The sequence below is a fragment of the Micromonospora sp. URMC 107 genome, from assembly GCF_051386315.1.
In the GTDB taxonomy this organism is placed as follows: domain Bacteria; phylum Actinomycetota; class Actinomycetes; order Mycobacteriales; family Micromonosporaceae; genus Micromonospora.
This window is the reverse complement of sequence record NZ_JBPQTK010000049.1, coordinates 1-14,776: the sequence shown is the minus strand read 5'-3', so window position 1 is coordinate 14,776 and position 14,776 is coordinate 1. Positions and strand designations below refer to the sequence as shown.

At 73.3% G+C, this 14,776-nt stretch carries 12 protein-coding genes and 1 pseudogene; 6 read left to right on the top strand and 7 right to left on the bottom strand.

The window, feature by feature from the left end:
• Positions 1-152 precede the first annotated feature (152 nt).
• A complete protein-coding gene (locus ACSNN9_RS13970) occupies positions 153-1,154 on the top strand; it encodes an endonuclease/exonuclease/phosphatase family protein (protein WP_436673451.1) in 1,002 nt (333 codons plus the stop codon).
• Positions 1,155-1,178: 24 nt separating this feature from the next.
• Here ACSNN9_RS13970 and ACSNN9_RS13965 read toward each other — a convergent pair whose 3' ends face one another.
• The 3 genes from ACSNN9_RS13965 to ACSNN9_RS13955 all read right to left on the bottom strand — a co-directional run bounded on the left by ACSNN9_RS13965 (position 1,179) and on the right by ACSNN9_RS13955 (position 7,663).
• Positions 1,179-2,927 (bottom strand): stealth family protein, encoded by a 1,749-nt coding sequence (locus ACSNN9_RS13965; RefSeq protein ID WP_436673450.1) that lies wholly within the window; start codon positions 2,925-2,927, stop codon positions 1,179-1,181.
• A complete protein-coding gene (locus ACSNN9_RS13960) occupies positions 2,924-5,644 on the bottom strand; it encodes a bifunctional glycosyltransferase/CDP-glycerol:glycerophosphate glycerophosphotransferase (protein WP_436673449.1) in 2,721 nt (906 codons plus the stop codon). Before ACSNN9_RS13960 ends, ACSNN9_RS13965 begins: the two co-directional genes overlap by 4 nt.
• Before the next feature lie 87 nt (positions 5,645-5,731).
• Positions 5,732-7,663, bottom strand: coding sequence for a stealth family protein (locus ACSNN9_RS13955; RefSeq protein WP_436673448.1), 1,932 nt, complete (start codon positions 7,661-7,663; stop codon positions 5,732-5,734).
• Positions 7,664-8,174: 511 nt separating this feature from the next.
• Here ACSNN9_RS13955 and ACSNN9_RS13950 point away from each other — a divergent pair.
• Positions 8,175-9,095: a DNA-3-methyladenine glycosylase family protein gene (locus tag ACSNN9_RS13950; RefSeq protein ID WP_436673447.1), complete on the top strand. Its 921-nt coding sequence runs from the start codon at positions 8,175-8,177 to the stop codon at positions 9,093-9,095.
• A gap of 30 nt (positions 9,096-9,125) precedes the next feature.
• Here ACSNN9_RS13950 and ACSNN9_RS13945 read toward each other — a convergent pair whose 3' ends face one another.
• Positions 9,126-9,629 carry a DUF1990 family protein gene (locus ACSNN9_RS13945; RefSeq protein WP_436673446.1) on the bottom strand — a complete coding sequence of 168 codons (504 nt, stop codon included), beginning with the start codon at positions 9,627-9,629 and terminating at the stop codon, positions 9,126-9,128.
• 74 nt (positions 9,630-9,703) lie between these two features.
• Between ACSNN9_RS13945 and ACSNN9_RS13940 the strand changes: the two are divergent.
• A pseudogene (locus ACSNN9_RS13940) lies at positions 9,704-10,057 on the top strand (GNAT family N-acetyltransferase); the annotation flags it as partial.
• Here the strand turns inward: ACSNN9_RS13940 and ACSNN9_RS13935 are convergent.
• Positions 10,032-10,454 carry an SRPBCC family protein gene (locus ACSNN9_RS13935; protein WP_436673445.1) on the bottom strand — a complete coding sequence of 141 codons (423 nt, stop codon included), beginning with the start codon at positions 10,452-10,454 and terminating at the stop codon, positions 10,032-10,034. The pseudogene ACSNN9_RS13940 and the gene ACSNN9_RS13935 sit on opposite strands and share 26 nt — an antisense overlap.
• A gap of 197 nt (positions 10,455-10,651) precedes the next feature.
• The gene (locus ACSNN9_RS13930; RefSeq protein WP_132233121.1) at positions 10,652-10,864 is read right to left on the bottom strand and encodes a hypothetical protein; all 213 of its coding nucleotides are present in this window, start codon (positions 10,862-10,864) and stop codon (positions 10,652-10,654) included.
• A gap of 136 nt (positions 10,865-11,000) precedes the next feature.
• On the opposite strand from ACSNN9_RS13930, the gene ACSNN9_RS13925 reads away from it, so the two are divergent.
• Together ACSNN9_RS13925 and ACSNN9_RS13920 are read left to right on the top strand one after the other, a co-directional pair.
• Positions 11,001-12,113, top strand: coding sequence for an ATP-dependent DNA ligase (locus tag ACSNN9_RS13925; RefSeq protein WP_436673444.1), 1,113 nt, complete (start codon positions 11,001-11,003; stop codon positions 12,111-12,113).
• Positions 12,114-12,146: 33 nt separating this feature from the next.
• Positions 12,147-13,808, top strand: coding sequence for an alpha/beta hydrolase (locus ACSNN9_RS13920; RefSeq protein WP_436673443.1), 1,662 nt, complete (start codon positions 12,147-12,149; stop codon positions 13,806-13,808).
• Here ACSNN9_RS13920 and ACSNN9_RS13915 read toward each other — a convergent pair.
• Positions 13,735-14,247 (bottom strand): ion channel, encoded by a 513-nt coding sequence (locus ACSNN9_RS13915; protein ID WP_436673442.1) that lies wholly within the window; start codon positions 14,245-14,247, stop codon positions 13,735-13,737. The two genes, ACSNN9_RS13920 and ACSNN9_RS13915, sit on opposite strands and share 74 nt — an antisense overlap.
• A gap of 74 nt (positions 14,248-14,321) precedes the next feature.
• On the opposite strand from ACSNN9_RS13915, the gene ACSNN9_RS13910 reads away from it, so the two are divergent.
• A partial coding sequence (locus tag ACSNN9_RS13910) for an N-acetyltransferase family protein (RefSeq protein ID WP_436673441.1) occupies positions 14,322-14,776 on the top strand: 455 nt, incomplete at its 3' end.

Here is a 14,776-nt window from a genome sequence, read left to right as displayed (position 1 = left end):
AGGCGACCGGGGTCCGCCCGCTGCCCGCACCGGGTCGGTTCCCCGGTGTCCGCCCGTAGGCCTGCGGGCCGGTAGTCTGGCAGGTCGGCGGCGGCTGCGGCGGGTGTCCACGGTCGACAGCACCATGCGCCGGCATCGGGGAGAGGGGCGGCGTGACGCCGAGGTGGAGGTCTCTGCCGGTGGTGCTCGCGCTGGCCGGCTCCCTGACCGCCGTCGCCGGCGCGACGGCGTCCACGGGCTGGCCCGCGGCCGACCGCGCCGCCGCCGTGCGGCCGGTGGAGCCCACCGTGTCGACTCCCGCACCGCCCCCGCCGACTCCGCTGACGGTGCTCACCTGGAACGTGTGCGCCAACGGCAAGGTGCGCTGTCTCGCCGGCCGCCAGCACCAGCAGCTCGCCTCCGCCGTCGGCGAGGCGGCACGGAACGGTTCAGCGGACGTGCTGCTGCTGCAGGAGATGTGCGCGGGCCTGCTGCCCGCGCTGGAGCGCAGCCTCGGCGCCGACTGGAAGGTGTACTTCCGCCAGGCCTCGACGGCCGCGGTCAGGCGCGGCACGCTGGTGGACCGACCGGCCACCTGTGGAACCGGCGGGGACCGGTACGGCCAGGCGGTGGCGGTGCGGCTCGCCGCGCCGGACGCCGGCAGGTCGTCGACCGTCCAAGCGTCCTGGCTCGTCGCGCTCCCGTCGCCGAGACCCGTGGGCAGCAGATGGATGGAGCGGCGGTCGGCGGTCTGCGTCCGGTTGCACGCCCCCCGCCTTCAGGTCTGCGGTGCCCACCTGTCGACGCCGCAGCAGGATCCGGACGGCAGGGTCCGGGCCGCGCAGGCCGCACGGCTCGCCGCCGAAGCCCGCCGCGGCTACGAACGGGGATACCCGACCATCATCGGCGGCGACCTGAACACCACCCCCGCCACGACCGTGACCGGCAGCCGTCGACAGGTCCTGCAACCGCTGTACGACCAGGGCGCCGACTGCGACCTGGGCAGGATGCGGCCGACGTTCGGCAACATCAAGATCGACTACCTGTTCTCCGGGCCCGGCGTCACGCCGCTCGGCTGCACCGTGACGCCGTCCCCGCTCTCCGACCACCGGATGGTCTCGGCGCGCTACCACCTGCGCCCCGACCCGACGCCCGACCGGCACGACCGATACTGACGGCGGACGAGCGCGTCTCGACGGTCAGCACTTCTCCCACGGGCTGGGCACCGGGAAGTAGGTGTCCAGGAAGGGGGTGAGGACCGAGACCTGGGCCGCGAGGTCCTCCTCCGTGGAGAACGCGTCGTTGAGGCAGAACACGTGGCGGTCCCGCTTGGCGAGCAGATGCGCCAGGCGCGCGGGCGTGTCCGGGTGGGACAGCTCCGCGATGGTGTAGTCCAACGCGCCCGACACCGCGCGGCCGGTGTGGAACGCGTAGTAGTGGTGCAGCGACGAGGCGACCGAGATGTCCGTGACGCTGCGGAACTGGCTGCCGGCGGTCGCCCGGTGCTGCGCCGCGAAGGTCTCCTCGATCTCGTACAGCACGCTGCGCCGCAACGCGTGCGGCATGTGCTTCATCTTCTGCGTCAGCACCGTGCCGAACCGCTCGGCGATCAGGGCCCGGTTGTTCTTCCCGGCCGCCGACGCCGGGATGTCGTCGGCCGAGGGCGGGCCGGGCGGCACCAGCGCCGGCGACGGGAAGAACTTGCTGATGCCGTTCGCCAGGAAGAAGTCCCGTGGGGTGACGTCGCGGCCGAGGAAGACGTCGTCGTTGAAGTAGAGGAAATGCTCCGACAGCCCGTCGATGTGGTGCAGCTGACTCTCGATGGCGTGCGAGTTGAACGTCGGCAGCGCCGACGGGTCGCGGAAGATCTCCCGGTGGCTGACCACCCGCAGCCCCGGGCGGGCGGGATCCAGCCAGGGCGGCACCTGGTCGTCGGTGACCACGTAGACGTTGCGCACCCAGGGCGCGTAGGTGTGCAGGGAGCGCAGCGAGTAGCGCAGCTCGTCCCGGCTGAGGAACCGCGCCGCGCTCGCCGCCTCCGCGTGGTACGGCGTCCCCGCCACCTCGGCGCGCCGGCGCAGCCACGCCGGATCCGTGCCGTCCACCCAGGTGTAGACGACGTCGACAGGAAACGTCACGTCGTCGGGGCGCCGGATCGCGAACTCCGGCCGGGTCCGGACCGTCACCGCCGGGTTCGCCGGCCCGAGGGCGGTGAACAGGTCGGCGGGTGCGTCGACGGCGTGGCCGGCCGCCGGCAACTCCTGCGCCACCAGGTTCCGGCGCGGGGCGACCAGCTGGTCCTCCCGTCGGGTCCAGAACTCCACCTCGCAGCCGTACGGCGCGCCGAGCACCAGGCGGTGACCGGGATCGGTCCAGTACCAGGTCAGTCGAAGCACGTCCGCGTCGCGCAGCCGTCGCCACGCCTGCGGCTCGTAGCCCGGCAGCGACGAGCGCGCCTGCCCGCCCGTGACCTCGGCGACGTACCCGGGCGTCCGCCGGCACGCCTCGGCGAGCGCCGCGTGCACCCGCTCCCGGTCCCCCGCGTCGACGGCGACCACCGCGTTGCGGTCGGGCAGCCCGCGTACGCAGAAGTGCTCCACACCCGCCGCGGCGAGCGCCCCGGTGACCGCGGCCAGGTTGCCCGCGCGGGCCGACCAGGGCGACACGTCCGGGCGGACCAGGGCGACCCGGGTCCTGCGCTCCACCGTCACCAGGGCCCGGTCAGCGCCCGCCAGCAGCTCCGGCTGGCGGCGGGCCAGCCGGGTCGACGGCTGCTGTCCGCCGGCGACCTGGGCCACCCACTGCTTGACCTGGTGCCGGGTCTGCGGGCTGAGTCGCTTGGCGATCGCCCGGCGGGCCTGCGGGCTGAGCACCCGGCGGTAGGTGTCGACGAACACCGAGGGCTCGGCGACGGCCCGGGCGGGTTCACGGCCCTGTCCGTCCGTCATCGCTGCGGGCCCGGCAGGGCCGCGATGGCGGCGGCGACCCGCTGGCAGTTGTTGCGGTCCTGCACGCCGAAGAAGTCGGTCACCCGGCGTGAGTACTCGTCCTCCCGGGCACACCCGTTCTTCACGTACGAGATGATCGCCCGCACGGTCTCCTCCGCCGTCTGACAGACCGGGCCGAAGCCATGCTCGGCGTGCTCGAAGTAGCCCCTGCGGTAGCCGCCGATGGAGAAGTACTCCTCCGCGTCGAAGTGTGCGTAGATCAGCGGGGTACCGAGGTAGGCGACGTCGAAGGCGGTGGAGGAGTAGTCGGTGATGAAGAGGTCGCACTGTCGCAGTGCGTCCTGGACGCTTCGCTGCGTCTGGTCCACCACGGCGAAGCAGGGGTCCGCCGGCACCATGCTCGTCGACACCTTCCGCATCTCGTAGTGCGGAAGGAACTCCAGTGTGTAGCGGTGCTGCTGGAGGGTCTGCTTCAGCTCCTCGCTGCCGAAGAGGTCCCGCAGGAACTGGGCGTACCTGGACGTCTCGAAGGGAAAGCGCGGCGGCAGCGAGGGATTGTAGGACGGACTGACCAGATAGCTTCGCCAGGTCGGCATGAGCAGGATCCGGCGGTTGCCCCGCTCGGGCACCAGCGCGTCGAAGCGCGGGAAGCCCAGCCGCTGTGCGCCGTCGCCGTAGTCGAAGTACTCGGCGGCGTACTCCGCCTCCTTGCCGGCCGCGGCGACGAACAGGTCGACCCCGGTCTTCGCCCGGTGCAGGCCGCCGCTGACGTCCTTGTCCGTGACCCCGTGCTGGAGGAAGACGCGGGCCGCTCCGATCCGCCAGTTCAGATGCTTGAGGAACTGGCCTCGCTCCCAGCGCGACGGGAGCATGTACGAGTCGATGTCGTACGAGTTGATCATCTTGGTGGCGTGCAGCATGAGGAACTTGTGCCGGAAGGAGTCGTGGGCGACGACGTTGCCCAGCCCGCTCAGCCGTTCCCTGTCCGGGCTGTCCTTCGCCAGCACGTAGTACACGTTGCGCCGGCGCTCGGCCTTGCGGAGGTACTTGAAGAGGTGCCAGGAGTTGTCCTGGGCCGTGTCCTTGCGCTCGCCGACGAGCCAGATGTCGCGGCGGCTCATGAACGGGGCGGTGACCAGCCGCAGCAGACGCTGCTTCCAGAACGGGCGACGGGACGCGACGTGGCGCAGGTCCTTGCGCAGCATCGTCCGCCGCCACGCGCGGGCGCCACCCGCCCGCTGGACGAGCAGGGTCGCGCTTTCCCGGCCCACGAAGCCGGGCAGGATGCGGGTGTCCCCGGCGAGCTTCACCGGGGCGTCCCGCAGGAAGGCAGCCGAGATCAGGCACTGCCGGGACGCCTGGCCGGTCTCGGTCATGAAGACGAGTCGCAGGCCGTGCTGGCCGTTGCGCAACTGCGCCACGGGCACCTCGGCGGCGAATCCGGACCATTCGCGGCCGGCGTCGGCGGACTTCAGGTCGCCGCGCCGCTCGACGGTGGCGGGCACGGTCAGGTTGCTGCCGCGCACCCGAAGCCCGAGCGGGGTACGGATCGGCTGGTGCATGGGCAGCCCGTTGACCTGGACGTGCCCGGACAGCCGCAGCGTGTCACCCGCCTTCGACAGCCGTGCCTGTTCCAGCCGCACGGACACCGCGCTGACCCGGGTCAGCGGGAGCAGCGCCGGCGTGACCGGATAGTCCAGGTACAACTCACCACCGCAGGCGACGACCCCCTGGACCTTCGTCCAGGGACGGGCGAAGAGGTCGAAGTCGTAGGACTTGAAGGCCAGGTAGGACAGCCGATGCCGCGTGTCGGCCGTCCAGCGGGCGATGAAGGAGGGGTCGATGTCCTGGTAGATCCGAGTGCACTTCTCGAAGATCTTCCACAGGTCGGCGTCCTCGAAGAGGGTGTGGGCGCGCATCGCGAAGCCCTGGTAGCTGCGTACCAGGAATCGTTCCAGCACCTCGCGGCGGAAGACGTCCAACTCGGGGCGGAGCGCGGCGAGCGTCTCGCACAGCTCCAGGTGGTCCCAGTAGTTCTGCTCCCGGATGAACAGATTGTCCATGATCGAGTTGCCGCTGACGCGCCGGCGGTACTGGTAGACCACCTCGTCCACGAGCGCGATGCGCTCGGCCTTGAGCAGCATCGGCAGGGCCAGGAAGGCGTCCTCGAAGTGCACTCCCTCCCGGAAGCGCAGGCCGTTCGCCCGGAGTTGGGCGAGATCGTAGAGCTTGTGACACGGGCCGGCGTCGAAGACCAGCTCGGGCGCGTCGACCACGCTCTCAAGCAGGCGGTCTCCCTTGCCGAACGGCTTCTTCCAGAGGAACGCCGTCCGCTTCGGGAAGGTGTCCATGTCCCCGATGGCCATGCTCGCCTTGTTCTGCACGATCGCCTTGAGCAGCAGCTCGGTGGCGCGCGGCGGCAGGATGTCGTCCGAGTCGACGAAGGAGACGTACGGGGTCTCCGCCATGTCCAGCGCCCGGTTGCGGGCCGCGCCCGGGCCGGCGTTCTCCTGCTGGAGCACGGTCACGTTCGGGTGCTCGGCGGCGAACTGCTTGGCGATCGTGTCGGAGCCGTCCGTGCTGCCGTCATCGACCAGGATGACGTGGCACCGGTCGAAGGCGGTCTGGGCGGCGATCGATTCCAGCGTCTCGGGCAGGTAGTCCGCGACGTTGTAGACCGGGACGATGACGGTGACCTGGGGGGAAGGGCCTACCACGTGGGCTCCACTAAGGATTCGCAGAGATGTTGACGAGCTGGTCGGGGCGTAGGGCCGGCGCCCGACCGGGACCGGGTCCCCACCTTCTCAGGCATCCCGCCGCTGTCCCCGCTGGTCGTCGAGGTGGGTTCCCCGACCGGGTGGCGCAGTCTCCTGCTGCGTCCGGGCGGCGGCGATGCGCATCGAGGGCAGTGTGGGCGCGTCCAGCCGCGGACCGACCCGCAGCGCGGGCACGGTGTGGCCGTCCACCTGCCGGCGGGCGGCGAGGGTGGGCGTGGTCGGGGCATCCACCTGCTGGCGGTGCCGGGAGGCGCCGCGCGACTGCCGCCACAGCGCGCTGGCGCCCAGCTTCCGGCGCTCGGCGACCACCTCGTCGGGCAGCTCGTACGGCGCCGGAAAGGGCAGGTAGCGGGGCAGGAAGTCGGCCAGCATCCGCTCCTGCTCGGCGAAGGCCTCGGGATCGGAGTCGGTGTCGTTGAGGCAGAACACGTCACGGTTGCGGCGGGCGAGCAGCTCGGCGAGGCGGGCGGGCGTCGACGGGTGACCGAGGTCGGCGTACTCGTACTCGATCTCGCCCGGCACCGCCTGGCCGGTCAGGTAGGACCAGTACTGGTGCAGCGACGACGGGATGGACAGGTCGCCGTGGTGACGGAACTGGTGCCGTGCCGTCTTGGTCACGTCCGCCTGCAACATCTGCTCGATCTGGTACATGATGCTGCGCCGCAGCGCGAACGGGGTGTGCTTCATCTTCTGCGTGATGGTGACGCCGAACTGCCGCTGGATGTGCCGGCGGTTGTTCTTGCCGGCCGCGTTCACCGGCGGGTCGCTCGGCTTGGCCTCGCCCAGTCCGAACTGCGCCGGGGAGGGAAAGAACTTGGCGATCCCGTTGGCGTGGAAGAAGTGGGTCGGTAGCAGCGGCCGGCCCAGGAACACGTCGTCGTTGAGGTAGAGGAAGTGCTCGGCCAGACCCTCGATCCGGTGCAGCCGGGACTCGATGGCGTGCGAGTTGAACGACGATCGGAAACCGAGGTCGGCGAAGAGTTCGGCGTGCGTGACGACGGTGATGGTCGGGTGGGTCGGGTCGAGCCAGCTCGGCAGCTGGCTGTCGGTGACCAGGAAGATGCGTCGCAGCCAGGGCGCGAAGCTGTGCAGCGCGCGCATCGCGTACCGCAGTTCGTCCCGGTTGTGGTAGCGCGACGAGTTGGCCGCCACCGCGTGCAGCGGCCCGTCGGGGGTGCCCTGCGCCGCCATCTTGCGCCGCAGCCACTCCGGATCCGAACCGTCCACCCAGGTGAACACCGCGTCGATCGGGAAACCCACCCGGTCCGGGGCCCGGACGGCAAGATCACGGCGGGTGCCGTAGACGTGGTCGTCCGCCTCCGGGACGAAGTGACTGAGCAGGGCCGCGGCGACCCGCGCCGGCTCCGCCCGGGCCGGCGCCTCGTCGATCACCGCATTGTGCCGGGGTGCGCGCACGACGTCGCCCACGCGCGTCCAGAACTCGATCTCGCAGGCGAACTGTGCGCCCAGGACCACGCCCGCGCGGGCGTCGGTCACCGGGAACCACACCTGGATCACCTCGGCCGGGGCCAGATCCGGCTGGTTGCGCCCGGGCCGCACCTCGACGGTACGCACGTGCGCGCCCGACAACGCCGGCGCGGAGCGGACCAGGCGACGCACCGCGTCCTGCTGGTCGACGAGGACGGCCACGGAACTACGCAGGTAGTCATCGTTGCGCAGGCAGTGGTAGTCGATCCCGGCAGCGTCCAGCGCCGACGTGACGGCCGTGAGGTTGCGGTGCCACATCTCCAACGGCGTCGCCGCGACGACCACCTCGGCCTGGGTGCGGACGCCGTCGTCGCCGACCGACACCCGCGCTCCCGTCGGGTGCACGGTGTCACCGCCGCGCGGCCGCGTGAAGCTCCGCACGAGGCCGAGCCGGCGGTGCTGCGGAAGCAGGCCGAGCAACTGGCGCCGGGCGGCGGGTGGAAGGAGGCGGTAGACCCGCAGAGCGATCATGCTTCGGCCCGTCCTGATCGGACGGCCGTCGTGTCGACGGCCATCGTCAGCGCTGGTGGTGACGAGGCGACGCCGCCGACCCGGCATGCTCCGGACGAGCACCCGCAACAACAGTCATCACTGCATGCCCTTTCGACAGCTCCCCGTTGCACTGCCTGCGAGGCGGTGACGAATCGGCCGGGCACCGGAGGCCCAGGCCGCGATCCTCACCGGTCTCTCAGTGACGGCGACCGCTCCCTGGCCGCCCGTCGGCGAATCGGACGATAGCAGCGAGTTCATCCGCGAGACACCAGAAGACCCCAGAGGGTTCACAACCGACCATGCACAACCGTGGTGATTTTCGCGGGTCTGTTGCATTTGCCTGGATAATCCCAGCCGTTCAGTGGGTGCGGCGATGCCGGGACGGTCAGCGGGAAGCGGCCCGCCACCGCACCACCGAGCAGGTGGGCGACGCACCGGCTGGGAGGTGGGCGACGCACCGGACGGCGGCGGGACCTGGCACAGTGGCGAGGTGACCGCGACCCGGCCCGCCGCGACGCGGGAGCTGCGCCCGCCCGCCGGGTACCGGCTGGCCGCGTCGGTCCGGGCGCTGACCTTCAGCCCGTACGACCCGTGCGCGCGCGTCGCGGCCGGCACCTTCTGGTGGGCCGCCCGCACCCCGGACGGGCCGGCCACCCTCGCCCTGCGGCCGGTCGCCGGGGGCCTGCTCGCCGAGGGCTACGGCCCGGGCGCCGACCGGGTGGTGGAGCGGGCTGACGCGGTCGCGGGGCTCCGGGACGACGTGACCGGGTTCGCGGCGCTCGCCGCCGCCCACCCCGTGGTGGCGCGGCTCGCGGCCCAGCACCGGGGGCTGCGGATGCCGGCCACCGGGCAGGTCTTCCCCCGGCTGCTGCGGGCGGTCCTCGAGCAGAAGGTGACCGGCAAGGAGGCGTACCGGGCGTACGCCGCGACGGTGCGGCACTTCGCCGAGGCGGCGCCCGGGCCGATGCAGCCGCTGCTGCTCCCGCCGGACCCGGCGGCGGTGGCCGCGACCCCGTACTGGGTGTTCCACCCGTTCGGCGTGGAGCAGCGCCGGGCCGAGACGCTGCGCCGCGCGGCAGCCGTTGCCGACCGGCTGGAGCGCTGCGCGGACTCCGCCGAGGCCACCCGCCGGCTCACCGCCATCGCCGGCATCGGCCCGTGGACCGCCGCCGAGGTGGTACGGATCGCGTACGGGGACCCGGACGCGGTCAGCGTCGGCGACTTCCACGTGCCGAACACGGTGGCGTGGGCCCTGGCGGGCGAGCCGCGCGGCGACGACGCCCGGATGCTGGCCCTGCTGGAGCCGTTCCGGGGGCACCGGGGGCGGGTCTGCGTGCTGCTGGCGGCCGGTGGCGTCCAGGCGCCCAAGTACGGCCCGCGGATGCCGATCCGCTCCTTCGCCCGGTTCTGATGCCGGCGACGGGCGGCGCTGCGGCGCGGGTCAGGGGCGGGCGCAGAGCCGGCGCAGGGTGCGCCCAAGCCACCAGGCGTACGCCCGCTGGAAGGCCCGGCCGGCCGGCCCGGCGGCGCGCATGACCCAGCGGTCCGGCCGGCTGAACGCGACCACCTCGAACCAGACGTGGCCGGCGGCGTCGCGGCTCACCACGAACGCCTCCTCGCCGCGCGCCGGATGGCCGGGCAGCGTGCCGTACCCGAAGCCGGCCCGCCGCCCGTCGTCGACGGCCCAGACCACCTGGCAGGGCGCGGCCAGCCGCAGCGGGCCGACGCCCAGACCGGAGACCACCCGGACCCCGGGCGCGGCCCGGCCGGCGTCGGCGTCCATCCGGATGCCGGCCGCCCGGTGCAGGCCCCAGCCGAGCACGGCGTCCCCGGCCGTCGTGAAACAGGAGTCGGGCAGCCGGACCCGGTGCCGCACGTGCCGCCAACCGGGCGGCAGCTCGCCGGTCTCGGTGGCGCCCACGTGCGGATAGGTCAGTGCCGGCACGACGCACCCCCACGGCTCGACGGACACCGCCAGCGTACGGGCGGTGCCCACGGCCCGCCCGGCGACCTGTGGTGGTGCGGGCCGCGCTGGCGGACCCGGCGACGGTGCTCACCGCCCGGCTCGGCGACCGGCTGGTCGGGTCCGTCCGGGCGCACGTCGACGGCGACACCGCGCACGCGGGCCGGCTCTCCGTCGCCCCGGACCAGCAGGGCCGGGGCGTCGGCGGGCGGCTGCCGCGCGCGGTGGAGGCCGCCTGCGCCGCCCGGCTACGCCGCTTCGCGCTCCTCACGGGCGCCGACAGCGCGCAGAACCTGCGCCTGTACGAGCGGCACGGCTACCGGGTCGTCGGGCACCGACCGGACCCGAACGGCATCCGGCTCGCCCTGCTGGAGAAGACGGTGGTCAGTCCCGCTCGCAGCGACGCCTGAGCCCGTCGGCCTCCATCCGCAGGTAGCGGCGTGTCAGGTCGCCGTAGAGCCAGCCGACGGGCCCGGCCAGCGGCCCGGACTGCGTGATGACCAGCTCGACGCGGCTGCGCCCGTCGGGCAGCGGCAGCACCCGGTGCTCGCCGAGCGTGCGCACGCCCGGGCTGCCCGAGACCCAGGAGAACGACCGCCCCTCGGTCAGCTCGGTGACCCGCCACACCGCCGGTCGCAGCTTCGGCTGCTCCAGCCGGGCCGTGGCGCCCACCGCGAGCGGCCCCGGCTCCCGCCGTAGCGCCCGGCGCACCGAGGGCGTCCACTCCGGCCACCGCTCGACGTCGACCAGCACCGCCCAGACCCGTTCCGCCTCGGCGGCCACCTCCGTGCCGGCCTCGAACCGCATCGCGCCTCCTCCCCGTGGCGGCGCCCGGTGGCGCCGCTGCCAGTCCCGACGAGACTGCCCCACGGATCGTGACCGCGGCACCCACCGGCCGGCCCGTCGCCACCGGCGGGTCCGTCGCCGCCGGCGGGTCCGTCGCCGCCGGCGGGTCCGTCGCCGCCGGGCCGGCCGGGGCGGCCGGTGGGCCCGGTCGCCGCGGGTCAGGCGGCCTCGCGCAGGTCGGCCAGGCCGAGGGGGGTACGCCGGCGCAGCAGCTCCTCCAGCTCCGCCACCGAGCCGGCCTCGCCGAGCACGTCCTTGCCGCCGCCGAACTGGCGGGGATAGCGGCGCACCAGCCGGTAGCGGTAGCGGCCCCGGATCAGCTCGACGCTCACCCGCCACCGCCCGCAGCACCCGCAGACCCACTCCGACACCCCGCGAAGATAGCTCTGACCTGCGGTTTCCCGATTCGCCCGGTGCGGCACGAGGGGCGCGCGGCCGGACACGCCGGTCCTTCACCACCCGTGATCTGCCTCACGACTGTCGGTGCGGTCTGGTTGACTGGTCGCCGTGAAGCTGCCGATCAGTCCGCCGGTCGAGCCGATGCTGGCCAAGAGCGTTCCGCGGGTCCCCACCGCGCCCGGCATGACCTACGAGCCGAAGTGGGACGGCTTCCGGTGCATCGTGTTCCGCGACGGCGACGAGGTGGAGCTGTCCAGCCGGGGCGGCAAGTCGATGACCCGCTACTTCCCGGAGGTGGTCGAGCAGGCCCGCCGCCAGCTGCCGCGGCGGTGCGCGGTCGACGGCGAGCTGATCGTGATCCGGCGCGACGGGCCGGGCGGGCAGCCCCGGCTCGACTTCGAGCTGCTGGCCCAGCGCGTCCACCCGGCCGCGTCCCGGGTGAAGCTGCTGGCCGAGACCACGCCAGCCGACTTCGTCGCCTTCGACCTGCTCGCCCTCGACGACGAGACGCTGCTCGACGAGCCCTATCCCCGGCGTCGGGCCCGGCTGGAGTCGGCGCTGGCCGGGGTCCGCCCGCCGGTGCACGTCACCCAGGTCACCACCGACGTCGACACCGCGCACCGCTGGTTCGACGTCTTCGAGGGCGCCGGCCTGGACGGCCTGATCGCCAAGCCGGCCGACCTGCCCTACGAGCCGGGCAAGCGGCTCATGTTCAAGGTCAAGCACGCCCGCACGGCCGACGTGGTGGTGGCCGGCTTCCGCTGGCACAAGTCCGGCCCGGTGGTCGGCTCGCTCCTGCTCGGCCTTCACGACGACGACGGGGTCCTGCACCACGTCGGGGTGAGCGCCTCGTTCACCATGGCCCGCCGCGCGGAGCTGCTGGAGGAGCTGGAGCCCTACCGCGACGTCGGGGCCGACCACCCGTGGGTGCACGGCGACCACGAGCGCGGCCAGCGCCTCCCCGGCGGGGTGAGCCGCTGGACGGGCACCCGCAACCTGGAGTGGGAGCCGCTGCGGCCCGAGCTGGTGGTCGAGGTCGGCTACGACGCCATGGAGGGCGACCGGTTCCGGCACACCGCCCGGTTCGTCCGCTGGCGGCCCGACCGTGATCCCCGCTCCTGCCGCTACGACCAGCTCGACCGGCCCGTACGGTTCGACGTGGACCAGGTGCTGCGCGGCGACCCGACGGTGACCGTGGGGTCCGCCGCCGGGCCGGCGTAGCCTGGCCGTCGACTCGATCCCGGAGGCTCGCTCGTGACCCGCACTCCCGACCGGCTCCGCCGGTTCCGGCTCACCCTCGCCGGGCTGGCCACCGCCGCGCTGGTCGCCGCCGGCTGCACCCTCCCGGCGATCGCGCCCCGGACGGAGGCCGGCGGCGGGGCCGCCGCCCCCGGCACGGCGCCCACCTGGCGGGCCTGCCCCGAGGTGGCCGAGGAGCTGGCCGGGCGCGGTGCGCCGAACATCCGCTACGAGTGCGCCCGGATCAAGGTGCCGCGCAACTGGGACACCGACCCGGGCGGCGGGGCCACCACCGGGCCGGGTACCGGAGCCACCACCGGACCGGGTGCCGGGGCCACCACCGGACCGGGTGCCGGGGCCACCACCGGACCGGGTGCCGGGCAGACCTTCGAGATCGCGCTGCTGCGGGCCCGGTCCACCAAGCAGCGCGACCGGATCGGCTCGCTGGTCGTCAACCCGGGCGGGCCCGGCGGCTCCGGCGTGGACACGGCCGTCTACCTCTCCTTCGGCCCGGCGTTCGGCGGCCTGCCCGCCTCAATCACCGACCGGTTCGACATCGTCGGCTTCGACCCGCGCGGGGTGTCCCGATCCAGCCCGGTCAGGTGCATCCCCGACGCCGACCTGGACGCCAGCTTCGGCTACGACCCCGACCCGCGGAGCCAGGAGTCGTTCGACGGTTTCGTCGCGCTCAGCCGGAAGATCGGGCGCGGCTGCGGCGACCGCTACGGCGACCAGCTGCCGCTCTACGGCACCGAGCAGGCCACCCGGGACATGGACGCGGTCCGCGCCGCCGTCGGCGACGACAAGCTGACCTACCTCGGCTACTCCTACGGCACGCTGCTCGGCGCCACCTACGCCCAGCTCTACCCACAGCGGGTGCGGGCGCTGGTGCTCGACGGCGCGGTCGACCCGCGGCAGGGCCTGGTCGCCGGCTCGGAGGGCCAGGCCAAGGGCTTCGAGCGGGCCTTCGGCAACTTCACCACGTGGTGCGCGGCCAACGCCGGGCGCTGCCCGATCGCCCCGGACGCCCGGGCCAGGGTCACCTCGGCGATCGACAAGGCGCGGGTGTCCCCGGTGCGCGGCGACGACGGCCGGGAGGCCACCGCGGGCTGGGTCTTCTACGCGATCATCTCCTCGCTCTACACCGAGTCGGGCTGGCAGGAGCTGGCCCGCGCCATCGACAAGCTGGAGGGCGGCGACCCGGAGGACGTGTTCCGCCTCGCCGACGCGTACGCCGACCGGGACGCCGACGGGCGCTACTCGAACATGTTCGACGCCAACCTGGCGGTCAACTGCGCCGACGAGGAGGAGAAGCCGAGCCGGGAGCGGATCCGGCAGCTCCAGTCGCAGTGGCGGGCGAAGTACCCGATGTTCGGTCCGGCCCTGGCCGTCGGCCTGCTCTCCTGCACCGAGTGGCCCGGCGGTCGCGACCCGTACCCGACGGGTCGGGCCGACGGGGCGCCGCCGATCCTGGTGGTGGGCACCACCGGCGACCCCGCGACGCCGTACGAGCAGACCCCCGCGCTGGCCGCGATGCTGGGCGTGGGCCGGGTGCTCACCTGGGAGGGCGAGGGGCACACCGCGTACCCGCAGACCTCCTGCGTCAACGAGGCGGTCGACGCCTACCTGATCGACCTGACCGTGCCCAGGGAGGGGCTGCGCTGCCCGGCCCGCTGACCGGCCGCTCCGGCGGCAGGTCGGGCAGGTCGATGCCCTGCCGCGCGGCGATCTCCTCCAGCAGCGCGCGCATCCGGCGCACGTCGGCCTTGAGCTGCTCCTGCTCCTCGTGCTCGAAGGCGTCGTCGTCGACGATGAGCTGACTGGCGAAGTGCGCGGTGATCAACGGGATGACCAGCAGCACCATGGTCGAGATGAGCAGCGCGGCGAGGGTGCGACCCTGCCAGCTCACCGGGGAGATGTCGCCGTAGCCGACGGTGGACGCGGTCACCACCGCCCACCAGACGGCGTCCGCCGCGCTGCGGTTCTCCACGTGGCCGTAGACCACGCCGGCCACCACGATCATGAGCAGGTACGAGATGATCAACGTCCGGGGCGAGTTGGCGAACCAGACCAGCCCTCGGTAGATCAACCGGAACGGCAGCAGCAGGACGTCCATGGACAGCCATGTTGCCCCCCGCCCGCCAGCGCCGCCCGCCCATCGGCCCGGTTCGCTGTGCCACGCTGGGCGGCATGAGTGACGTGATCTTCCGCGAGGCCACCCGGGCCGACCTGCCCGCCGTGATCGCCCTGCTCGCCGACGACGTGCTCGGCAGGACCCGCGACTTCATGGAGGTCGACGCCGCGTACGAGAAGGCGTTCGCCGACATCGACGCCGACCCGCGCAACCAGCTGATCGTGGCGGACGCGGGCGGGGAGCCGCTCAGCTGCATGCAGCTCACCTACATCCCCGGGCTGGGCCGGCACGGCGCCGAGCGGCAGCTCATCGAGGCGGTCCGGGTCCGCTCCGACCTGCGCGGGCGGGGCCTCGGCCGGCAGATGATCACCTGGGCCGTCGACCAGGCGAAGCAGCGGGGCTGCGCCCTGGTCCAGCTCACCACCGACAAGACCCGCCACGACGCCTACCGCTTCTACCTCAGCCTGGGCTTCCTCCCCACCCACGAGGGCCTGAAGCTCCCCCTCCTGTC